Source organism: Streptomyces sp. NPDC008092, assembly GCF_042957285.1.
GTDB lineage: Bacteria > Actinomycetota > Actinomycetes > Streptomycetales > Streptomycetaceae > Streptomyces.
The window spans coordinates 328,149-348,222 of the sequence record NZ_JBIBHY010000012.1 but is presented as its reverse complement, the minus strand read 5'-3'; the positions used below and the strand labels follow the sequence as shown (position 1 = coordinate 348,222).

Here is a 20,074-nt window from a genome sequence, read left to right as displayed (position 1 = left end):
CGGCACACCCGGCCCGCAATCACACGACCCATCCGATGCCAGCCACCGGCACACTGCCGAACATGACCCAGCACGCCCCAGCATCCAGAACCCCAACAACCAGCACCACAGCCAGCACCACGACCAGCACCACGACCTGCACCCCCCACCCCCCACCCAATACACACCACCCGATACACACCACCCCACACCCATCACCCCGGTCACACCACCAACCACAGCAAAATAACTCCCCCCTCAACAACCACCACCACAAAGTCAAACCGAAGATTGCGGAACAAGTCAGCGTACGTCGACGTAGTCGCCGGTGGCCCCGGCCGTGGAGGTAGTGCTGTCGCCGCCGTAGTACCAGCGCCAATAGCCATCGACCTTGGCCTTGGCCGTGGTCTTCAGGGCGCCGCCGCGGCCGGTGGTTACCGTCTTGACAGTGGTGTAGGTGGAGGTGCCCGCCTTGCGGAACTGCAGCTTGACCGAGCGGCCGGCGTAGCCCGCGTACTTGTGGGTCGACCAGTCGGCGCGGGTCAGCTTGCCGGTCACGGTGAGAGTGGCGTTCTTGGCCACCGGCTCCGGGGCAGCGTTGGCGGTCAGCTTGGCAAGCCGTCGTACCGTGAAGGTGGCGGCTCTGTCCGTGCTGACCCAGTCGCCGTCGTTGGCATACACATAGGCCTCGACGTACCAGGAGTCGTCGGCCGGGCCGTTCCCGTAGAAGTTGCTCGTGTCCACTGTCCAGGAACCGGTGCAGGACGTGGTCGTGGCGCTCACGGCGGTGCAGGTCAGACCCCGGTCCGCCGCCTTGTAGAGGTAGGACGGCAGCCTCACATGAAGATTCATTTCCCTGATACCGGAGTTGTCCTGGGCCGTGACACTCACCGGGAAGGACTTCGGCGCCGTGGCGCCCAGCGCCAGTCCATGCCCGCCGTTGACGACCACGTCGGTGATGGTCGTGTTGCCGTCGGCGTGAGCGGCCGGGACCAAGAAGGTCGTCAGGGCCGACAGAGCCAGGGCGCCGGTCAGCGCGGTGGTCAGGCAACGTCTACGCATGCGATACCCCCAGGTCGACTACCGGCCCGCCGAGCCTGGCCGGCCGCTGGCCCCGTCCCCGCACACGATTGACGGGCGAAGACGCGGACGACGCCCATCCTTCCAGACGCGGGCCCCAGAATGATCAGAAAGACTACGCAACCGGGTACGCATCCCGCGTCCGCGCTGACAGCTCCGCAGGTTCACCCGCACCGTCGGCAACCCCAAGCTGCAACTCGCCCACCCGGGAACACCAGGCTCCGGCTTCCTGAGGTTAAAAGACAAGCTGAGTGCCTGTTTCTGGACCCGGAAGCCACAGTTCAGCCCGTCAGTGTCCGAGATGCGAAGTTCGCGGGAGGGTTCGCCGAACGATCACAGTGACCGTTTGGTAAACGGAACTGCGGGGGTGCGTGGGGTACGCGAACCGTCCCGGGTTCCGGGGCGGGTGCGTTCAGCGAGGCGGGCGGACACGCCCACGGCCGGGTGAGTGCACGCGGCCCCGGGACGGCCAGGGAAAGGTTGTGGTCATGAAGACCACTGTCACCTTCCGGGACATGTCCGGCGCGGACCCTGTCCGCCGGCGCGTCGAGCAGCGGGTGACAGCGTTGCAACCGCACCTCGACGAGGACGGTACCGCCCAGGTCGCCCTGAGCGCGGACGGTCATGCGGTCACTGTCGAGATCGGGCTGCGGCTCGGCCAGGCCGTCGCGGGGCTGGAGTCGGGGATCAAGTCGGCTTCGAAGCAGAGGGCCTGGCTCACGCCGCGCCCCGCACATGCTCGGCCGGACGGCCTGTCCGCGCCGTCCGGCGCGTGACACCACGAGATCGCCAAGGGAGATCGCATGCCTCTTCGTCCTGGTACCTACTCGATGGCACCCACCGGCTTCGGCGGCGACTACAGAAGGATCACCACCGCAACCGGACCTGGGGCGGGCAAGGGCGCGTACACCGCCACCCTCGACTCCGGCCGGAACCTCCCGGATCCGTTCTTCGGATCCGACAGCGGCGGGAAGGGGCCTGTCGTGTACGCCGACCGCGATTTCGGCGGCGACAGCCAGACCCTCGAAGCGGGCGACTACGACCTCCAGCGCAACGGAGGAGTCGGTGAGGACGTCATCAGCTCGGCCAAGGTGCCTGCCGGATGGACCGTCATCCTGTACGCCGACGGCTCCTGCAAGGGTGATTCCGTCACCCTGACCGCCGACACCCCCTACGTGGGCGACGCCCTCAACGACCGGACCTCCTCGATCCGGGTCACCGGCCCCCGCTGACGCGGCGCCGGCCCGGCGGGCGATACCGCAGACGCGCGAGTTGGGGAGCGGGCTCAAGGGCGGCGATCCGACGGGCCATCGGCTCAGCCTGACTGCCCAGACCGATGTAGCCCTCACGCATCAACCGGCCTCCTGGCCAAGGGGTTCGGAACCGGGTGCCGGAGCGGGCCGGGGGCGCCAGAACGTGGCGAGCAGGACGGCGGTCGCCGACACGGACACGCCGAGGGCGAGGCCCGCGCCCGTCCAGCCGTCCAGGTCGAGGCCGGCCATGTGGTCCAGGGATGCGCTGCCCGGTCCCAGTACGGCCAGTGCCAGGGACACGACGGCGAGCGTGAGGACGTACTCGTAACCCTCTGCGAAGACGAAGAAGCCGTGGGGGCGGTGGGCGAGGAGGCCCGCGACCAGCATCACCGAGATGACGGCCGCGCAGGCCAGCGGGGTGAGCAGGCCGGCCAGCAGCAGCACTCCGGCGCCCGCTTCGGTGAGCACGCTCAGCCAGGCCTGGAGGGTTCCGTGGGTCAGGCCCAGGCCGGTGAACCAGCGGGCGGTGCCGGCGATGCGGCCGCCGCCGCGCCAGTGGTTGAGTCCGTGCGCGATCATGACGACGCCCAGGACCATGCGCAGCAGCAGGGCGACGGCATCGGCTTGATTCATTGAGATCTCCCGTGTCGTGGCGCGCTGCGAGGCCGGTGTTCCGGCTCGGGGTGTGTCCGGCGCAGGTCCTCGTCGCCGTACTGGGAGGAGTCCGGCGGACGGGGGTGGCAGGGCCGTCCGTTGGGGGCGGTCTGCGGACCCAGTAGTAGTTCTCGACCGGGTTCGTCGATGTTCATCGCACCGGGCACCGGCTCCGGGTTGCTGTCCGTCACGTGTCCGACCTGAGGAGCAGGACTCCACTGGGCGCGAGCCCGCCGGTGCTGACCACGGCGACCCGGGCCCCGGGCACCTGGCGGGCTCCGCCGTCGCCGCGCAGCTGGACGATCGCCTCGTGGACGAGGCCCATGCCGTGGGTGCGGCCGTGCGAGAGCTGGCCGCCGTGGGTGTTGAGGGGCAACATGCCGTCGCGGGCGATGTTCTTCCCGCCGTCGAGGAAGTCCTTGGCCTCGCCGATGCCGCAGAAGCCGAGTGCCTCGATCCAGGAGAGGCAGTTGAAGGTGAAGCCGTCGTAGAGCTCGGCCACGTCGACGTCCGCGGGGCGCAGGGAGGTGCGGGTCCACAGGTGGGCGGACTGGCCGATGGTCTGGGGTTCGTGGGTGAGGGTGCTCTGGTCCCATTCGATGCGTTCGGTGATCTGGGTGCCGACGGCCTCGACGAGAACGGGCGGTCGGGCGAGGTCGCGGACGGTGTCGAGGGCGGAGACGACGACGGCCACGGCTCCGTCGCAGGGGACGTCGCAGTCGTAGAGGGCGAAGGGGGTGGTGATGGGGCGGGCCTGGAGGTAGTCGTCCATCGTCATCGGTTCGCGGTAGATCGCGGTGGGGTTCAGGGCGGCGTTGGCGCGCTGGTTGAGGGCGATCCAGCCGAGGGTCTCGCGGGTGGTGCCGTACCGGTGCATGTGGCGCTGGGCGTTCTGGGCGAGGGTGTGGGCGGCGGAGGTGGCGCCGAACGGTTTGAGCCAGCCGGGGTCCGCGCCGCCGGGCGGCGGGATCCTGCCCTGTCTGACCAGCTCGGCGTGGCTCGATTCCCACACCGTGCGGAAGCAGAGCACGTGGCGGGCCAGGCCGCCGGCCACCGCGAGCATCGCCGCGATGAGCGAGCCGCCGGGGCCGAAGGTCTCGCTGCCGCCGTTGTACCAGGTGGGACGGATGCCGAGGGCCGACTCCAGTGCGGTGGTGCCGCCTTCGGCGAAGCCGCCGTGAGCGCCGGCCCCGGGGTAGCTGGAGAGGCCGTCGATGTCGTCCAGGGTGAGGCCGGCGTCGGCGACCGCGGCCTGGCAGGCCTGGACGGTGAGGGAGAGCGGGGGGACCATCAGGCGGCGGCCGAGCCGGGAGGCGCCGATGCCGGTGAGAGCTGCCTTGTCCTCGAACTTCTCCGTGGTACGCATGGGCCGCACCTGACGGATCGCCCCGTACGGCTCGTCCTCGTCGGCCGGCGGATTCGCGGCTTCCCTCTGCTCCGCGGCCGGGCAGAACAGTGGCAGCCAGACCTCGCCGGCCTGCTCGAAGACGACCTCCATGCGCATGCCGAGGGCGAGTTCGCCGGGGTCGCAGTCGACGGCGTTGGTGGTGAGCCGGATGCGGGGGTCCTCGTCGAGCGCGACCTGGGCGACGACGTACGGCGCGGGAAGCCCGGGAAGGCTGAAGCGGTGGCTGACGGTGAAGCCGATGAGGGTCGCGGCCCCGGAGACGGCCCGAACGCCCATCTTCTGGCCTCGGCAGTGGCGGCAGACGGGCTGGGGCGGATGGATCAGGGAGGCGCAGGAGGTGCACTCCTGGATCCGCAGCCTGCCGTCCGCCCCCGAGGTCCAGAAGAACGCGTTCAGTTCCGTGATCAGGGGCAGGGGACGTCCCGGGGATCTGGCGGAGTCGGCGGATGCGGCGGAATCGGCTGAATCGGCCACTCTCCGGCCTCCCTTTCACTCGTCGCAGGCCATCCGAAGCGTCCCCGAACGACGGGCCGAGCCGGTCACCCTGGGTGCGGGGCGGATGAAGGTGGCGCATGCCGCGGATGATGCCGATGGCCTCGTGGCGCGTGGAGTTGGACCGTCGGCCGGCGCCCGGAGCCGGGGCGAAGTGGCGCGGTAGCTCCTCGGTGACCGAGTCCAGCAGGGTTTCCCGCTCCCGTCCGGGCCGGTCCCGCTCACCGGGACGCCGGGAGAGACGTTCCGGGGGCATGGGCGCCCGCCACGATGCCGGGCGAACGCGGTGACGAAGGCGGTGGCGAATGCGGTGGCGAATGCGGTGGCGAATGCGGTGGCGAAGGCGGTGGCGAAGGCGGTGGCGAAGGCGATTCGGCCGTCCTCGATTCGAACGAGGTGGCATCGGATTCGCGGGCGAAGCGGAGTGGGCGGTCCGCGTGAAGCTCGGTGTGAGGAACGGAGGGGGGAGCACTGCGCGACCGGCCGAGGAGGACCTGCGGTCGCGCAACTCCCGGCTCCCCGGTGTCAGTCGTCCCGTAGAGACGCGCACAGGCCTCCGTCGACGACGATGTCCACGCCGGTCACGAAGCTCGCCTCGTCCGACAGCAGGAACGCGGCGACGGCGGCGACCTCCTCGTTCCGGCCGGTTCGGCCCAGCGGTGTGCGCTCGACGAGTTCCCGTACCGACGCGTGCCGCGCCATCTCGAAGCGCGTCTGGGGGGTGTCGATCGCGCCGGGTGACAGTGAGCACGCCCGGGCGCCCACCGGTCCGAGCCGCACCGCCTCGGCGCGGACGAAGCGGTGCACGCCGTACGTGGCCCACGGGTACGCCCAGGCCGGGTCCTCGATGGCGGGGCCCACCGCGTCGCGGACCCGGTCCAGGAAGTCCTCCTGCAACGGGTCGTCGAGGACGGCGGCGACCGCCGGATCGGGTTCGACGTGAGCGATCAGCGGGGACACGGAGGCCAGGTAGACGAATGCCGTCCCGGCGGTGGCCAACGGGCGCAGCGCCTCGGCGAGTTGGGCGGCCGCGAGGTAGTCGGCCCGGAGCATCCCGCGCCAGTCGGCCTCCTCCGGAGCCACGTTCTCGGCGTGTACGACGGCCCGGAGCGTGCCCAGTTCCCCGATCCGGCCGGCGAGCCGGGCCGCGTCGTCGCGATCGGCCGCGTCCCCCACGAAGGGTTCGGCGGCGGCCCGCCTGCCGTGGCCCGACAGGTCCTTCGCGAACGCGGCCACGGCGGCCTCGTCCCGGTCGACGAGCAACAGCACGTCCACCATGTCGGCCAGGCGGCCGGCGCAGGCCTGCCCCGTCTCGCGACCGGCACCGGTGGCGATACCTACCGTGGTCATCCGCCGCTCCTCACTAGAGACACTCGTCACGGGTCGAGTGTCTCGCGAGTGGCGCTGTGCGGAGCTCGACGGGGCCCGGACGCCCTGTCACGGAGTGCAAAGGGTCTTCAGCCTGTCCGCCGCTGCGTCGATCTTGCTGGAGTCGGGGTTGGTGTCGCCGTTCAGGACGGCCTTGTTGTAGTCCTTGATCGCCTTGTTGAGGTCGTCGACGGCCTTGCCGACCTTGCCGTCGTCCGTCCGGTCGTTGATCTTGTCCAGGTTCTTCTCGATGGTGGTGATGGAGTCCGCGGTCCGTGCCGGGTCCTTGGCCGCGTCGGCGCCCGCCTGGTTGATGGCCGTGATGCTGTCGCTGATCGAGTCGGCGTTGGTGAGGCAGTCCAGTGAGTCGTCGGGGTCGCACCCGGTGGCCAGGGCGGCGGTGAGGGTGACGGCGGCTGCGGCGGTGGCGAGGGCGGTGGTGCGTCGGCGTCGGTCGACGGCCATGGGGTCGGTCCCTTCTGGCGGCGGCGCGCTCGCGACCACCGCCGGAATTCCTCGGCACGAGAGCTCGGCGCTCTCGGTCTCTGCCGTCAACGATCCCGTCCACCGCCCGACGCGACGATGGAGCGGACTCCCGGACGTCCGGTGTAGCCCGCTCCACCCCGTGCGTCAGACCGTCTGCGGGACCGGGGTCTCGGCCTCGCCGAGCCGCCTGCTCCTGGGCACGAGCGCGACCAGCAGCGTGCCGAGGGCGCAGCATCCGACGACGAGCCAGAGACCGTTGGTGAAGCCCTCGTCGAGGTAGAACTGGGTGCCCTTCAGGACCACTCCGTGCTGGGCCATGACCACGAAGGCCAGTTGGGAGACGATGATCTGGGCGACGCCCTGGGCGAGAGTCTGGGCGCCGTTGGCGAGGGCCTGTTCGGCGGGCGTGACCACCTCGATGATCATGATGGGGACGACGGCGACGACCATGCCGGTGCCCAGGCCCGCGAGCACACCCCAGCCGACGATCTGGGGGCCGTTGTGGTGCAGGTGGGTGCCGATGCCGTAGCCGATGACCGTGCACACGGAGCCGGCGGCGAGCAGGATCCGGGCGTCCACGCGGCGGGCGACCCAGCCGGTGCCCACGGCCCCGACGATGATCATCGCGCTGATCGGGCTGGTGACGATGGCGTTGTGGGTACCGGACCAGCCGAGGCCCTCGGAGACGTGCGGGATGTTCGGCATCAGCACCAGCAGCTGGATGACCACGCCGACGGCGCTGAGCGAACCGGCCGCCACGGACGTGGCCAGCAGCACGGTCCACACGGGCCGGCGCCGGGTCATGGCCGGCGGGAACAGCGGCTCGGCCACCCGGCGCTCGACGATCAGGAAGGCGACCAGCGCTACCACCGCGCCGGCGACGTAGCCGATGAACCTGCCGCTGCCCCAGCCCCAGTCGGCGCCCTCTCCCACCGCGTAGACGAGCCCGGTGACCCCGGCGCCGAGGAGGAGTCCGCCGGTCCAGTCCATGCGGCCCGCGCTCTGCCGGACGGGGCTCTCCGGGACGAAGAGGGCGACCATCGCGAAGCTCACCGCGGTGCTGACGGCCATGAACCACAGCACGCCGCGGAAGCCGTAGTCGTCCAGCAGCCAGCCGGCCAGGAACGGTCCGCCGAAGGCGACCAGTCCGACGCCGCCGGCGAGGATGCCGCTGGCGATGCCGACCCAGCGGCGCGGGAAGATGTCGCGGGTGATGGCGTACCCGATGGGCATCGTGGCCGCGTAGACGCCGGCGAGGCCGCGGCCGATCAGCAGGGTGCGGTAGTCGGTGGCGACGGCGGCGAGCAGGTCGCCCGCGAAGCCGAGGCCGGTGGCGACGAGCAGGACGCGCTTCTTCCCGAACAGGGCGGCGCCCTTGACCATGAACGGCAGGAAGAAGGTCCCTGTCAGCAGGGTCATCAGGGTGAACCAGGCGATCTGGGTGGTCCGGAAGTGGATCGCGACGTCGGCCTGGGCGATGCCGGACAGCGCGGCGACGAGCGACACCAGCTGGACCGTCCACAACAGCGCGACGACGACGAGCACGTTGCGTGTGGTGGAGCGGGATCTGTCGTCCGCCTGCGGCGGAACGGTCTGCGTCTGGGACATGGGGGCCTTCCGTGGACGGTCGGGGGCGCGGGGAGCCGCCGCGGACAGACACGGCCTGATGCGCCTTGCCGGAGGGGAGATCGGACGGCACAGCGGTGAGCGGGCCGATCCGGGTCGCCGACGTATCTCGTCGGCCCATGAGTGGTGCGGGGCGCCCAGGTACGGGCGTCGCACGTAACGTAGACCTAACGGTCGGTACAATCAATCCTTCGCGCCGCGGAAAATCTCGATGAGACGGTTGTTTCCGGGACAACACGAAAAAGCCGCGCGAACAGCCGAGTTCGCGCGGCAACAGAAGGAGCCCGGTGTCGTCAGACGCTGCTCACGCGTCCGCGGCCCCCGTCCCGAGCTGCCCGAGCTGGTGCTTGAGGAAGGCCCCTGACCACGCCATCAGGTCGGAGGGGACGTAGTAGCCCTTCTCGTCGTTGATGGCCTCCCAGTTCGCGGCCACGTCCTCGACCGAGGCGGCACCGCCCTCGTGGGCGTATCCCTCGGTGGAGGCGAGGAAGAGGCGCGCGAAGCGTCCCGCGCCGGCGGTGTAGGTCTCGCCGCTGACCGGGCAGCTCTCGTGCGCGAGGTAGGCGACCATGGGCGCGACGGCGTCGGACGGCATGTACGGCATGCCCGGGGCGGCCTCGGCGGGCTCCTCCTCGGGGCCGCCGCCCATCCGGGTCATGGCGGCCGGCGCGATCAGGTTGACCTTGATGTTGTGCGGCTCCCCCGCCAGCTTCGCGCTGCGGGCCATGCCGACAGTGCCCGCCTTGGCGGCCGCGTACGACAGGTTGTTGTCCATGCCGAACATGCCGCTGGAGGTGGTCAGGACGACCCGGCCGTACCGCTGCTCCACGAAGTGCGGCCAGGCGGCGCGCATCGTGTTGAACGAGCCGACGAGGTGCACGGCGAGGTGGCGCTCCAGGTTCTCCGCGTCGATGTCGGGCAGGCCCGCGTACCGGATGATCCCGGCGTTGTTGACGAGGATGTCGATGCGGCCGAAGTGCTCGATCGCGGTGTCGACGACGGCCTGGCCGCCGGCCGGCGTGGAGACGTCGTGGGTGTCGGCGACGGCCTCGCCGCCCGCCGCGGTGATCCCGTCGACGGCCTTCTGCGCGGGACCGGCGTCCGAGCCGTCGCCCTCCATGGAGCCGCCCAGGTCGTTGACGACGACCTTCGCCCCGCGCGCCGCCAGGAGGCGGGCATGGGCCCGGCCGATGCCACGACCCGCGCCGGTGACCACGGCGACGCGTCCTTCGAAGCTCAACTTGCTCATGCCTGACTCCTGTTGTGCGGCGGTTGCGTGCGGGATACGGAACGCCGGTTCCGTCCGGGCGGGCGGAACCGGCGGTGCTGCGGGGCTCTCGGGACGCTCCGGCTACCAGGTGACGGGCAGCTCGCTGATGCCGAAGGCGAGCGCGTCGGAGGGCCGGAATTCGAGTTCGTCCCGGTCGACGGCGAGGCGCAGGGTCGGGACGCGCCGGTAGAGGGTGCCGTAGACGACCTGCAGTTCGATGCGGGCGAGCTGCTGGCCGAGGCACTGGTGGATGCCCCAGCCGAAGGCGTGGTGGTGCCGGGAGTCGCGGGCGAGGTCGAGTTTCTCCGGGTCGGGGAACGCCTGCGGGTCCCAGTTGCCTGCGGGCAGCGGGACGACGATGCCGTCACCGGCCCTGATCTCGGCGCCCTCGAACTCGAAGTCCTCGGCGGCGATCCGGCGCTGCCCGAACTGGGCGACGGTCAGGTAGCGCAGGAGCTCCTCGACGGCGGGTGCCGCGTCCTTGGTGTCCTCGATCCCGCGCAGCCTGGCCAGCTGCTCGGGGTTGTCCATGAGGAGCGCCGTGCCCACCGTGATCATGGTCGCGCTGGTCTCGTGACCCGCGATCAGCAGGATCATGGAGAGCAGGGTCGCCTCGGGAAGGGTGAGGTCGCCGTCCTTGATGCGCGCGGCGAAGTCCGAGAGCACGTCCTCGCCGGGCTCCTCCATCTTCTTCTGGAGGAGTGCCGCCAGGTAGCCGCCCAGCGCCTCGTTGGCGTGGTTCTGCTCCTCGGTGGTCTTGTCGCTGCGGGTGGCGAAGGAGGCGTGCTCGTGGAAGAACTCGTGGTCGTCGTACGGCACTCCGAGCAGCGCGCAGATCATCAGTGAGGGCAGCGGGAGCGACAGCGCGTGGACCAGGTCGACGGGTTTGGGGCCCGCGAGCATCTTGTCGATGAGGTCGTCGGTGATCCGCTGGATCTCCGGGCGCAGCGCCTCCATCCGGGGACGGGTGAAGGGCCGCGTCATCATGCGGCGGATCCGGGTGTGGTCGGCGCCGTCCGCGTTGAAGATCGTCAGCGGGTGCAGGTGCGCGGACTCCGCCATGGCCCGGTTCGGGTAGGGGAACCCGGCCTGCTTGTCGTCCGAGCTGACCCGGGTGTCGGACAGGATGGCTCGCTGGGCGGCGTGTCCGGTGACGAGCCAGGGGGTGCTGCCGTCCCAGATCCGGCCCCGGCTGACCGGGCCCGTTTCGTTCAGGGCGCGCAGCCCGGGCGGCGGAGCGAAGGGGCACTTCGCGTCCCGGTCGTCCTGGTAGTGGTAGACCTGCTCGTCGGGGGCGGTTCGGGCCTCTGCCTCGGCCATGGGTTCTCCTACGGTGATGGGGTGGGGGGAAGGAGCGGGCTCGGGTGGCGGGGGTGCTGCCTACTCCTCGATGCGGATGGCCAGCGCCGGGCACACCGCGGCCGCGTTGCGGACCTCGTCGGCCAGTTCCGCGGGCGGGTTCTCGTTGAGGACGACGACGATGCCGTCGTCCTCGCGCTGGTCGAACACCTCCATGGCCGCGGCCACGCACTGGCCGGCCGCGACGCACTTCTCCTCGTCGACGACAACCTTCATCGGTCTCTCCGGATCCTTCAGGGGGCGGGGGTACGGAAGGCGTCGACGATCTCCTGTCGACGCACTCGGGCCTGCTTGGGCATGTTCCAGCCGAGGACGCCGGTGACGACGCCGTCCAGCCGGTAGCGGGCGACGAACCGGCGGGCCGCCAAGTCGCCCTCGACGACGTCCACTTCGGCCTCGGGCGGCAGGAAGCCGTGCACCTGGAGCTTGGCGTCGAACTGGTCCGTCCAGAAGTAGGGGACGGGCGCGTACGGCCGGTCCTCGCCGAGGATCGCCGCGGCTACCGCCATGGCCTGCTCGGTGGCGTTCGTACGGTTCTCCAGGCGGACCGGGCGGCCGAGCCGCTCGTGGTGCCAGCGGGCCACGTCGCCGACGGCGTAGATGCCGTCCGCGGCCCGGCAGCGGGTGTCGCAGACCACGCCGTTGTCCAGCCGCAGCCCGCTGTCCGCGAGCCACTCCGTCGCCGGGACGGCGCCGATCGCGACGACCACGACGTCGGCCGGCAGCGTCTCTCCGCCGGCGAGCCGTACGCCTGCCACCCGGCCCGCTCCGTCGTCGGTGAACCCGGTGACGCCGTTGCCCAGGCGCAGCCGGACGCCGCGTTCGGTGTGCAGTTCGGCGAGCACGCCGGACACCAGGGGGCCCACCTGCAGGGCCATGGGGGCGTCGAGGGGGCCGGTCAGGGTGACGTCCAGGCCGATCCTGCACGCGGTGGCCGCGATCTCGGAGCCGAGGACGCCTTCGCCGACGACCACCAGCCGCCGGCCGGCCAGCAGGTCCTTGCGCAGCGCCAGCGCGTCGTCGAGGGTGCGCAGCACGTGCACCCCGGCGAGCGCGTCCTGGCCGGGCAGCCGCCGCGCCCGGACGCCGGTGGCGATCACGACGGCGTCGGCGGACAGCTTCCGGCCGGACTCGGTGCGCACGGTCCGGGTCGGCGGGTCCAGCGCGACGGCCGGGTCGCCGAGCACGAACTCGGCGTCCAGCGCCGACAGGACGTCCTCGGTGCGCAGCGCGGCCCGGTCGGGTTCCCACTCGCCGGCGAGGACCTGCTTGGACAGCGGCGGGCGGTCGTACGGTGCGTGGGGCTCGTCGCCGAGCACGGTGAGGGTGCCGCCGTACCCCCTGCGCCGCAGCGCTTCCGCGGTGGTCAGCCCGGCCGCGGAGGCGCCCACCACCAGCACCCGGTCCGGGGCGGTCATGCGAGCACCTCGCCGACCGTGGTCCCCCTGGTGATGCCGTCGTTCGTCATGCGTGACTCCGTTTGGGTCTCTGGTGCGGTGTCCGTCCCTGAAAAATAGACCGACCGGTCGGGAGAATCAATTCGGTCCACATAAGGACGCCCCTGAACGAGGGGAAAGCGCCCCGGCGGAGACGGACACCGCGAACGTGCCGGCCGTACGGCGGCGGGGCTCAGACGAGGTAGCGTCCGCCGTTGGCACTGAGGCTCTGGCCGGTCACGTAACCGGCCTCTTCGGAGGCGAGGTAGGCCACCGCGTAGGCGATGTCCTCGGGCTGTCCGGCCCGCTTCATGGGCATGGTCGCCGCGGCCGCCTCGACATCGACCGGACCCTCACGGACCAGCGGGGTGTCGATGAAGCCCGGCGGGACGTGGTTGACGGTGATGCCCTTGTCGGCGTACTCGATCGCGAGGGCCCGGGTGAGGCCGATGACGCCGCCCTTGGAGGCCGCGTAGTGGGCCATCGCAGGGGCGCCGGTCTGCGCGGACGAGGAGGAGATGTTGACGATCCGCCCCCAGCCGGCCTCCAGCATGTCCGGCACCAGTTCCCTGGTGACCAGGAACGGCCCCTTGAGATTGATCCCGATCATGCGGTCCCAGGCGGCCTCGCTGATGCCGGTGAAGGGCACGTAGGCGGTGGTACCGGCGTTGTTGACGAGGATCGTGACGGCGCCCAGTTCCTCGCGGGTCCGGGCCGCCGCGGCGGCCACGGCCGTGGCGTCGGCCGCGTCACCGGCCACGGCGATCGCGGTGCCGCCCGCCTCCTGGATCTCGGCGGCGGTCTTCTCCGCGCCCTGGGCGTTCAGGTCCCAGACGGCGACCGACGCGCCGCGCGAGGCGAGGACGACGGCGATCGCCCGTCCGATTCCGCGGGCGCCGCCGGTGACGACCGCGACCTTTCCCTGCAGTGTCATGCGTGCTCCTTGTGTGCCTGATGCGGGTGCCGTACGGCGCCCGTCACTCGCCCAGCGCCTCGCGCGCCGCAGTGCGGGCCGCCACCGCGCGGGGGAAACCCGCATAGCCGGCGGCGTGGTAGACGACCTCGGCGATCTCGTCCTCGGTCAGTCCGTTGGTCAGTGCGATCCGGACGTGCGTCTTCAGCTCGGTCTCGGCGCCCAGGGCGATCAGAAGGCCCAGCGTGACCAGGCTGCGGTCCCGGGGCGCGAGCCCCTCGCGACCCCATAGCGCGCCCCAGACACTGGTCAGGCCGATGTCGACCAGCTCCTCTCCGAGCCGGCCGTCGCGGAGGTCGACCTCTCCCTCCGGGAAGACCCCGGGCAGGGCCGCGCGCATGGCCTTCCAGCCGGCGGCTCGCAGGTCAGCGGTGGTCCCGGACCCCGCTGCGGTGGGTTCCTGGACGTCCTTGGTCGTCATGTGCGACTCCTCTGCCACGACATGGTGCGGTGCCCCTGAGCGAAAGTTAATTCAAACGGTCGGTACAATCAATCCATCCCGCCGATCCGGTCGTCCGCACCGCGGACCGAGCCCACCGCGCGGCGGGATCTCCCGGGAACCCGAAAACCCGCGACCCCGGACCATTGATCGGGCCCATCACCTCCCCTACGCTCGGCCTGAATATTCGACCGACTGGTCGAAACATCATTCAAGGCGCACGCGGGAGCAGCGGCCCCTGTCACGTTGGAGGGCAGATGAGCGAATCGACAAAGGCGCCGGAAGCGGTGCCCGCCGCACAGGCACAGGCGCCGGAGCAGGGCGTCGTGGACGTCCTGGTGATCGGCGCCGGTGTCACCGGCATCTACCAGCTCTACCGGGCCCACGAGGCCGGCTTCTCGGCGCAGTTGCTTGAGGCAGGCACCGGTGTGGGCGGCACCTGGTACTGGAACCGCTACCCCCAGGCACGCTTCGACTCCGAGAGCTACACCTACGGCTACCTGTTCTCCAAGGAGCTGTGGGAGGAGTGGGAGTGGTCGGAGCACTTCGCCGGCCAGCCGGAGATCGAGCGGTACTTCAACCACGTGGTCGACCGCTTCGACCTGCGGCGCCACATCTCCTTCGGCGCCAGGGTGACCTCGGCCGTCTGGGACGAGCCGGCGGGCACCTGGACCGTCCGGACCGAGGACGGCACGGAGCGCCGGGCGCGGTTCCTGGTCGCGGCGACCGGCATCCTCTCGGTGCCGTTCGTCCCGGAGATCCCGGGCCGTGCCGACTTCCGCGGCGAGCAGCACCACACCGGCCGCTGGCCGAAGACGCCGGTGGACTTCGCCGGCAAGCGGGTGGCCCAGATCGGCACCGGCTCCAGCGGGGTGCAGATCGTCCCAGCGATCGCCGACGAGGTGGCCTCCATCACGGTGTACCAGAAGGTCGCCGACTGGCTCACGCCGCTCAACAACCGGCCCATCACGCCCGGGGAACAGGCGGACCTGAAGGCGAACTTCGAGTCCATCCGCGACACGCTCAACACCTCGGTGAGCGGGTTCCTGCACCAGATCACCATGCGCTCGGGCCTGGAGGACACCCCGGAGCAGCGGCAGGCGTTCTACGAGGAGAAGTGGAACAGCCCCGGTTTCACCAAGCTCTCCGAGCACTACTACGACATGACCACGAACGCGACGGTCAACGAGGAGTTCTGCGCGTTCATCGCCGCCAAGATCCGCTCCATCGTCAAGGACCCGGCGACGGCCGAGAAGCTGATCCCCAGGGGGCACGGCTACGGCGGCCGGCGGCCCCCGTTCGGCACCGGCTACTACGAGGCGTACAACAAGCCGAACGTGCACCTCGTCGACATCAACGAGACGCCGATCATCCGCATCACCGAGACCGGCATCGAGACCGCGGACGGCGTGCACGAGGCCGACGTCATCATCTGGGCCACCGGCTACGACTTCGGCACCGGCGCCCTGAACCGGCTGGGCGTGCGAGGCCGTGACGGGCTCCCGCTGAAGGAGTACTGGGCGGACGGCCCGTCCACGTACCTGGGCGTCGCGACCGCCGGCTTCCCGAACTTCTTCTTCCCGGGCGGACCGCACGGCGCGCTCGGCAACAACCCGCGCTACTCCGGCGACCAGGTCGACTACGTGATGGACGTGCTCGGGTACGCGCGCGACCACGGCCACGACGTCGTCGCGGTCACCGCGGCCGCGGAGGAGGAGTGGACGAACCTGGTCAACGACAGCGAGGGCCAGTCCTCCTTCCTGAAGAGCAGCTACTTCTACGGGGCGAACATCCCCGGCAAGGCGATCAAGCAGCTGCTGAACCCGACCGGCCGGTGGAAGCTCCAGGAGCTGATCCGCGAGTCCGTCGCGAACGACCTCCCGGCGTTCTCCTTCGCCAAGGCGGCCGAGAAGCAGGCCTGAACACACCGGCACCCGTGCCGCCGGTCCCGTCACGGGGCGGGACCGGCGGCACGGGCGTTCGGCCGTGCCGGGTCGATCGGCCTGGTCACCTGAAGGACAGGACCCGCTTGCGGAACTGCCACGCCCCGTCCACGAGGGCCACCGTGTCCTCGTAGCTCCCGACGAGCTGCACGGCCCAGCCCTGCTCACCGCGTGCGAAGAACACCAGGTCGCTGGTGGCCGTCACCTCCTCGCCGGGGGGCGAGGTGATGACGGTGTTGCCCACGAGGTGCAGCTGCGGTGTCTGCGGCTCGAAGGCGCCGTAGGTCTCCCGGATCACGTCACGGCCCGCGAAGGTGCCCTGGCCGGCGATCTCGGAGACACCGTCCTCCGTGAACAGGTCGGCGACGGCACCGGCGTCACCCGCGTCGATGGCGTGCGCGTAGGCCGCGATGACGGACTGCACGCCGGCCAGGGCGGCTTCGGCGGAGATGGTCATGTGTCTTCTCTCTCAGCAGATACGGACGGGGGTGGGGTGAGCGGGTGCGGGCGCTACACCTGGAAGGTGCAGACGCGCCGCTGGATCAGCCAGGTGCCGTCGACGTGCCGCAGGGTGTCCTCGTAGTGACCGACCACCTGCGGTGCCCAGCCGGACTCACCGCGCTGGAAGAAGGCCACGTCGGTCGACGCGGTCGCCTCGTCGGGCCCGGAGGCGGTGACGACGGTGTTGCCCGCGAGGTGCAGCTGCGGCTGCGTGGGAGCCCAGCCCTTGAAGGCCTCGCGCAGGGCGTCGTGCCCCTGCACCGGGTCCATGCCCGGCAGCTCCAGGATCCCGTCGGGCGCGTACAGCGCGACGATGTCGTCGGTGCGGCCGGCGTCCTGGGCCTGGGTGTGCACGCCGATCACGGCACGGACCCCGGCCGCGACCCACGCCGGTGTGGATTCGCTCATTGCCTCTCCAGGTGCTAGACGTTTCGACCACTCAGTCTATTGATCCTCGCGAGTAATATGAAGTCCCAAATTCCAAGCTGTCACGCTTGTTGACCGCTCGGTACATTGCAAATAGCATGCGGCCACGACCGTCGACGGGGACCGTCGTCTAAGGAGGCGTTTTTATCGTGACGAAGCGTTGGAAGCAGCGGCCGCCGGGTTCGACGTGGGGCGATTTCGGCGAGGACGACGAACTCGGGCGCATCAACCTGCTGACCGCGGAGAAGGTCCTCCAGGGCGTGCGCGAGGTGGAGCACGGGGTCACCTTCAGCCTGAGCCTGCCGCTCGACTATCCGGGCGGGACCGCCCTCAACCAGCGGCGTTACCCGCCGATCCTGAAACCCACCGAGGACCTCGCGCACAACCAGGACGTCTTCTACAACGTGGTCGCGCGCGACCAGATCGACCCGTCCCTGATCGACGTCTGGTCCGACGACGTGGTGACCCTCTGGCTGCAGTACTCGACCCAGTGGGACTCCCTCGCCCACCAGGGCGCCGAGTTCGACGCCGACGGCGACGGCGAGGCCGAGCCGGTCTACTACAACGGCTTCCGCCCCGGTACCGATCTGGTGGGGCCGCAGGAGGACGCCAAGGGCGACGGCAGCGGGAGCGTCAGCTTCGCCCGCCACCTCGGCCTGGAGAAGATGGCGGAACACGGCGTCCAGGGCCGCGGTGTCCTCATCGACATCGCCCACCACCTGGGCACCGGCTACCAGGCGGTCAGCTACAAGCAGCTCCAGGAGATCATGGCCGCGGACGACGTGACCGTGGAGCCCGGCGACATGGTGCTGCTGCACACCGGATTCGCCACCCAGGTGCTCGCCTGGAACAAGGACCCGGACCCGGTGGCGATCCACCAGACCGCCGCGTACCTCGACGCGGACGACCCGGACATCCTCAAGTGGATCGCCGACTCGCAGATGTCGGCGCTGATCTCCGACAACTACGCGGTCGAGGGGGTCGGTGTCACCCAGGCCCAGGGCCGGCACACCCTGCTCCCGATCCACCACCTGTGCCTGTTCAAGCTGGGCGTCCCGCTCGGCGAGCTCTGGTACCTGCACGACCTGGCGGCGTGGCTGCGCGAGCACAACCGCAGCCGCTTCCTGCTCACCGCTCCCCCGCTGAACCTGCCCGGCACCCAGGGCAGCCCGCTGACTCCGGTCGCGACCGTCTGAACCACGGCCACGACCGGACCGCCGCCGGCCCATTCCTTGTCCTGCCGACGAAGGCGGGCCGGCGGCGGACACCACGAAGCGGCGGTCACCACGAAGGGGCGGTCACCACGAAGGGGCCCCGGGATCGGATCCCGGGGCCCCTTCGGCATTCCGTCGTGCCGACCTGCCGCCCTGCCGCCCTGCCGTCACACCGCCGCGATCCGCCGCAGCGTGTCGGCGATGGTGTCCCGCGAGGGCAGCCAGAGCCGTTCCAGGGCGGGGCTGTAGGGGGCCGGCATCGGCGGCGCGGCGACGCGTGTGACGGGCGCGTCCAGGTGCCAGAAGCCCTCGTCGACGGCGAGCGCCGACAGTTCCGCGCCGACACCGAAGTCCCGTACCGCCTCGTGGGCGATGACCAGCCGGTTGGTCTTGGCGAGGGAGGCGAGGACGGTCTCGCGGTCCAGCGGGGCGACCGTGCGCAGGTCGACCACCTCGACGCTCACGCCCTCGGTGGCGAGGAGTTCCGCGGCGGCCAGGGCGTCCTGGACCATCCGGGACCAGGAGACGAGGGTGACGTCGGTGCCCTCGCGGACCACCTTGGCCCGGCCCAGGGGGACGATATGGTCGGCCGGCGGCCGCGGCCCCTTGAGGCCGTACTGGAGGCGGTTCTCCACGAAGACCACCGGGTTGGGGTCCTGGATGGCGGCCCGCAGCAGGCCGTAGGTGTCGGCCGGGTCGGCGGGCATCACCACGGTCAGCCCGGGGATGTGCGCGAGCAGGGCCTCCAGGGACTGGGAGTGCTGGCTGCCGGAGGAGCGGCCGGCGCCGAACTGGGTGCGCACGACGAGGGGCATGGCGGCCCGGCCGCCGGTCATGAAGCGCAGCTTGGCGGCCTGGTTGAGGAGCATGTCCAGGGCGACGCCGATGAAGTCCATGTACATGATCTCGACGACCGGCTTCATGCCGGCCATGGCCGCGCCGACCGCCGCGCCGAGGATCGCGCTCTCGCTGATCGGCGTGTCGCGCACCCGGCCCGGGAACGCCTGGGCCAGGCCGCGGGTGAGGCCGAAGACGTTGCCGCCCGCGCCGACGTCGATGCCTGCGACGAACACGTCCGGGTCGGCGGTGAGTTCGTGCTCCAGGGCGAGGCGTACGGCGTCCATGGTCCGGAAGACCTCCCCCTGGGCGGGGGCGGGCTCGGGTACGGCGGTACGCGGGGCGGAGACGAAGTCGTAGAGCGTCTCGGGGGCGGGCTCCGGCTGGCTCCGGGCCCATTCCACGGCCGCCTCGATCTCCTTGTCGATCTCCTCGTCGACGGCGTCCACGAGCGCGGTCGCCACCCCGGCCGCCGCCAGGTGCCGGCGGGCGATGACCAGCGGGTCGCGTTCCTTGGCGGCCGCGACCTCCTCGGCCGGGCGGTAGCGCTCGGGGTCGCCCTCGTAGTGGCCGTGCCAGCGGTAGGTCTCGGCCTCCACCAGGACGGGTCCGCCGCCCGCGCGCAGGCGTGCCACCACGTCCGTCATCAGCGTCTTCACCGCGAGTACGTCGTTGCCGTCGACGTGCTCGTAGCCGATGCCGTATCCGGCGGCGCGGGCGGCGAGGGTGGCGCGGTGCTGCTCGGCGGCGGGCGAGAACTCGGAGTAGTGGTTGTTCTCGCAGAGGAAGACGACCGGCAGGTCCCATACGGCGGCCAGGTTGACGGCCTCGTGGAACATGCCCTGGGCGACCGCGCCGTCCCCGAAGAACGCCACCACCACGTCGCCCCGGCCGCGCAGCTTGGCGGCCGTGGCGACTCCCCCGGCGATCGGCAGTCCGGCGGCGACGATGCCGTTGGCGCCGTAGATGCCCATGCCGGGGTCGGCGATGTGCATCGAGCCGCCGCGGCCCCGGTTGGTGCCGGCGTCCCTGCCCATCAGTTCGGCCATCATCGGGGCGGCGTCCAGTCCCTTGGCCAGGACGTGGCCGTGGCCGCGGTGGGTGGAGGTGATGCCGTCGCGCTCGGTCAGCGGCCAGCAGGCGCCGACCGCACTGGCCTCCTGTCCGATGGACAGATGCAGGAAGCCGGGTATCTCCGTCGCCCTGTACAGGTCGGACGCCCGCTCCTCGAAGCGCCGGATGCGCCGCATACGGCGGTACATTTCCAGGAGGTCGTCCGCCGGAGCGGAGCCGGTGTGCTGCGGTGCCTGCGTCATGCGCGTCCTCGCAA

General features: G+C 70.9%; 19 protein-coding genes. 4 read left to right on the top strand and 15 right to left on the bottom strand.

Annotated elements, in window-relative coordinates:
* Positions 1 to 282: 282 nt before the first annotated feature.
* Positions 283 to 1,041: a calcium-binding protein gene (locus ACFZB3_RS35320; RefSeq protein ID WP_391382823.1), complete on the bottom strand. Its 759-nt coding sequence runs from the start codon at positions 1,039 to 1,041 to the stop codon at positions 283 to 285.
* A 506-nt stretch (positions 1,042 to 1,547) separates the two neighbouring features.
* On the opposite strand from ACFZB3_RS35320, the gene ACFZB3_RS35315 reads away from it, so the two are divergent.
* Both ACFZB3_RS35315 and ACFZB3_RS35310 read left to right on the top strand, forming a co-directional pair.
* On the top strand, positions 1,548 to 1,835 hold the full coding sequence (locus ACFZB3_RS35315; RefSeq protein WP_391382821.1) for a hypothetical protein: 288 nt from the start codon (positions 1,548 to 1,550) through the stop codon (positions 1,833 to 1,835).
* Between the two features lie 27 nt (positions 1,836 to 1,862).
* Positions 1,863 to 2,291 carry a hypothetical protein gene (locus ACFZB3_RS35310; protein ID WP_391382820.1) on the top strand — a complete coding sequence of 143 codons (429 nt, stop codon included), beginning with the start codon at positions 1,863 to 1,865 and terminating at the stop codon, positions 2,289 to 2,291.
* Positions 2,292 to 2,411: 120 nt separating this feature from the next.
* On the opposite strand, the gene ACFZB3_RS35305 is transcribed toward ACFZB3_RS35310, so the two are convergent.
* From ACFZB3_RS35305 to ACFZB3_RS35255, 11 genes are all read right to left on the bottom strand, one after another.
* Entirely contained in the window at positions 2,412 to 2,945 is a 534-nt protein-coding gene (locus ACFZB3_RS35305; protein WP_391382818.1) for a DoxX family membrane protein, read from the bottom strand.
* A 208-nt stretch (positions 2,946 to 3,153) separates the two neighbouring features.
* Entirely contained in the window at positions 3,154 to 4,848 is a 1,695-nt protein-coding gene (locus tag ACFZB3_RS35300; protein ID WP_391382816.1) for an OB-fold domain-containing protein, read from the bottom strand.
* A gap of 543 nt (positions 4,849 to 5,391) precedes the next feature.
* On the bottom strand, positions 5,392 to 6,216 hold the full coding sequence (locus ACFZB3_RS35295) for an SDR family oxidoreductase (RefSeq protein WP_391382814.1): 825 nt from the start codon (positions 6,214 to 6,216) through the stop codon (positions 5,392 to 5,394).
* An 87-nt stretch (positions 6,217 to 6,303) separates the two neighbouring features.
* Positions 6,304 to 6,699: a hypothetical protein gene (locus ACFZB3_RS35290; RefSeq protein ID WP_391382812.1), complete on the bottom strand. Its 396-nt coding sequence runs from the start codon at positions 6,697 to 6,699 to the stop codon at positions 6,304 to 6,306.
* Between the two features lie 165 nt (positions 6,700 to 6,864).
* The gene (locus tag ACFZB3_RS35285) at positions 6,865 to 8,328 is read right to left on the bottom strand and encodes an MFS transporter (protein WP_391382810.1); all 1,464 of its coding nucleotides are present in this window, start codon (positions 8,326 to 8,328) and stop codon (positions 6,865 to 6,867) included.
* A 322-nt stretch (positions 8,329 to 8,650) separates the two neighbouring features.
* On the bottom strand, positions 8,651 to 9,595 hold the full coding sequence (locus tag ACFZB3_RS35280) for an SDR family NAD(P)-dependent oxidoreductase (RefSeq protein WP_391382808.1): 945 nt from the start codon (positions 9,593 to 9,595) through the stop codon (positions 8,651 to 8,653).
* A 102-nt stretch (positions 9,596 to 9,697) separates the two neighbouring features.
* Positions 9,698 to 10,936: a cytochrome P450 gene (locus ACFZB3_RS35275; RefSeq protein ID WP_391382806.1), complete on the bottom strand. Its 1,239-nt coding sequence runs from the start codon at positions 10,934 to 10,936 to the stop codon at positions 9,698 to 9,700.
* Positions 10,937 to 10,996: 60 nt separating this feature from the next.
* Positions 10,997 to 11,191, bottom strand: a complete 195-nt coding sequence (locus tag ACFZB3_RS35270; RefSeq protein WP_391382804.1) for a 4Fe-4S domain-containing protein — start codon at positions 11,189 to 11,191, stop codon at positions 10,997 to 10,999.
* Positions 11,192 to 11,208: 17 nt separating this feature from the next.
* Positions 11,209 to 12,393, bottom strand: a complete 1,185-nt coding sequence (locus ACFZB3_RS35265; RefSeq protein WP_391382802.1) for an FAD-dependent oxidoreductase — start codon at positions 12,391 to 12,393, stop codon at positions 11,209 to 11,211.
* Positions 12,394 to 12,604: 211 nt separating this feature from the next.
* On the bottom strand, positions 12,605 to 13,345 hold the full coding sequence (locus tag ACFZB3_RS35260; RefSeq protein ID WP_391382800.1) for a glucose 1-dehydrogenase: 741 nt from the start codon (positions 13,343 to 13,345) through the stop codon (positions 12,605 to 12,607).
* A 43-nt stretch (positions 13,346 to 13,388) separates the two neighbouring features.
* Positions 13,389 to 13,805 (bottom strand): carboxymuconolactone decarboxylase family protein, encoded by a 417-nt coding sequence (locus ACFZB3_RS35255; protein WP_391382798.1) that lies wholly within the window; start codon positions 13,803 to 13,805, stop codon positions 13,389 to 13,391.
* A 275-nt stretch (positions 13,806 to 14,080) separates the two neighbouring features.
* On the opposite strand from ACFZB3_RS35255, the gene ACFZB3_RS35250 reads away from it, so the two are divergent.
* A complete protein-coding gene (locus ACFZB3_RS35250) occupies positions 14,081 to 15,745 on the top strand; it encodes an NAD(P)-binding domain-containing protein (protein ID WP_391382796.1) in 1,665 nt (554 codons plus the stop codon).
* An 85-nt stretch (positions 15,746 to 15,830) separates the two neighbouring features.
* Here the strand turns inward: ACFZB3_RS35250 and ACFZB3_RS35245 are convergent, their stop codons facing one another.
* Both ACFZB3_RS35245 and ACFZB3_RS35240 read right to left on the bottom strand, forming a co-directional pair.
* Positions 15,831 to 16,223, bottom strand: a complete 393-nt coding sequence (locus tag ACFZB3_RS35245) for an SgcJ/EcaC family oxidoreductase (protein WP_391382794.1) — start codon at positions 16,221 to 16,223, stop codon at positions 15,831 to 15,833.
* A 53-nt stretch (positions 16,224 to 16,276) separates the two neighbouring features.
* On the bottom strand, positions 16,277 to 16,675 hold the full coding sequence (locus ACFZB3_RS35240; RefSeq protein ID WP_391382791.1) for a nuclear transport factor 2 family protein: 399 nt from the start codon (positions 16,673 to 16,675) through the stop codon (positions 16,277 to 16,279).
* 167 nt (positions 16,676 to 16,842) lie between these two features.
* Here ACFZB3_RS35240 and ACFZB3_RS35235 point away from each other — a divergent pair, with 167 nt between their 5' ends.
* Positions 16,843 to 17,889 carry a cyclase family protein gene (locus ACFZB3_RS35235; RefSeq protein WP_391382789.1) on the top strand — a complete coding sequence of 349 codons (1,047 nt, stop codon included), beginning with the start codon at positions 16,843 to 16,845 and terminating at the stop codon, positions 17,887 to 17,889.
* Between the two features lie 185 nt (positions 17,890 to 18,074).
* Here ACFZB3_RS35235 and ACFZB3_RS35230 read toward each other — a convergent pair whose 3' ends face one another.
* A complete protein-coding gene (locus tag ACFZB3_RS35230) occupies positions 18,075 to 20,060 on the bottom strand; it encodes a pyruvate dehydrogenase complex E1 component subunit beta (protein ID WP_391382787.1) in 1,986 nt (661 codons plus the stop codon).
* Positions 20,061 to 20,074 lie beyond the last annotated feature (14 nt).

Bases quoted from the DNA above. Each gene is read 5' to 3' on its own strand.
- ACFZB3_RS35320 (WP_391382823.1), bottom strand. From the start codon at position 1,041: ATGCGTAGACGTTGCCTGACCACCGCGCTGACCGGCGCCCTGGCTCTG.
- ACFZB3_RS35315 (WP_391382821.1), top strand. From the start codon at position 1,548: ATGAAGACCACTGTCACCTTCCGGGACATGTCCGGCGCGGACCCTGTC.
- ACFZB3_RS35310 (WP_391382820.1), top strand. From the start codon at position 1,863: ATGCCTCTTCGTCCTGGTACCTACTCGATGGCACCCACCGGCTTCGGC.
- ACFZB3_RS35305 (WP_391382818.1), bottom strand. From the start codon at position 2,945: ATGAATCAAGCCGATGCCGTCGCCCTGCTGCTGCGCATGGTCCTGGGC.
- ACFZB3_RS35295 (WP_391382814.1), bottom strand. From the start codon at position 6,216: ATGACCACGGTAGGTATCGCCACCGGTGCCGGTCGCGAGACGGGGCAG.
- ACFZB3_RS35290 (WP_391382812.1), bottom strand. From the start codon at position 6,699: ATGGCCGTCGACCGACGCCGACGCACCACCGCCCTCGCCACCGCCGCA.
- ACFZB3_RS35285 (WP_391382810.1), bottom strand. From the start codon at position 8,328: ATGTCCCAGACGCAGACCGTTCCGCCGCAGGCGGACGACAGATCCCGC.
- ACFZB3_RS35280 (WP_391382808.1), bottom strand. From the start codon at position 9,595: ATGAGCAAGTTGAGCTTCGAAGGACGCGTCGCCGTGGTCACCGGCGCG.
- ACFZB3_RS35275 (WP_391382806.1), bottom strand. From the start codon at position 10,936: ATGGCCGAGGCAGAGGCCCGAACCGCCCCCGACGAGCAGGTCTACCAC.
- ACFZB3_RS35270 (WP_391382804.1), bottom strand. From the start codon at position 11,191: ATGAAGGTTGTCGTCGACGAGGAGAAGTGCGTCGCGGCCGGCCAGTGC.
- ACFZB3_RS35265 (WP_391382802.1), bottom strand. From the start codon at position 12,393: ATGACCGCCCCGGACCGGGTGCTGGTGGTGGGCGCCTCCGCGGCCGGG.
- ACFZB3_RS35260 (WP_391382800.1), bottom strand. From the start codon at position 13,345: ATGACACTGCAGGGAAAGGTCGCGGTCGTCACCGGCGGCGCCCGCGGA.
- ACFZB3_RS35255 (WP_391382798.1), bottom strand. From the start codon at position 13,805: ATGACGACCAAGGACGTCCAGGAACCCACCGCAGCGGGGTCCGGGACC.
- ACFZB3_RS35250 (WP_391382796.1), top strand. From the start codon at position 14,081: ATGAGCGAATCGACAAAGGCGCCGGAAGCGGTGCCCGCCGCACAGGCA.
- ACFZB3_RS35245 (WP_391382794.1), bottom strand. From the start codon at position 16,223: ATGACCATCTCCGCCGAAGCCGCCCTGGCCGGCGTGCAGTCCGTCATC.
- ACFZB3_RS35240 (WP_391382791.1), bottom strand. From the start codon at position 16,675: ATGAGCGAATCCACACCGGCGTGGGTCGCGGCCGGGGTCCGTGCCGTG.
- ACFZB3_RS35230 (WP_391382787.1), bottom strand. From the start codon at position 20,060: ATGACGCAGGCACCGCAGCACACCGGCTCCGCTCCGGCGGACGACCTC.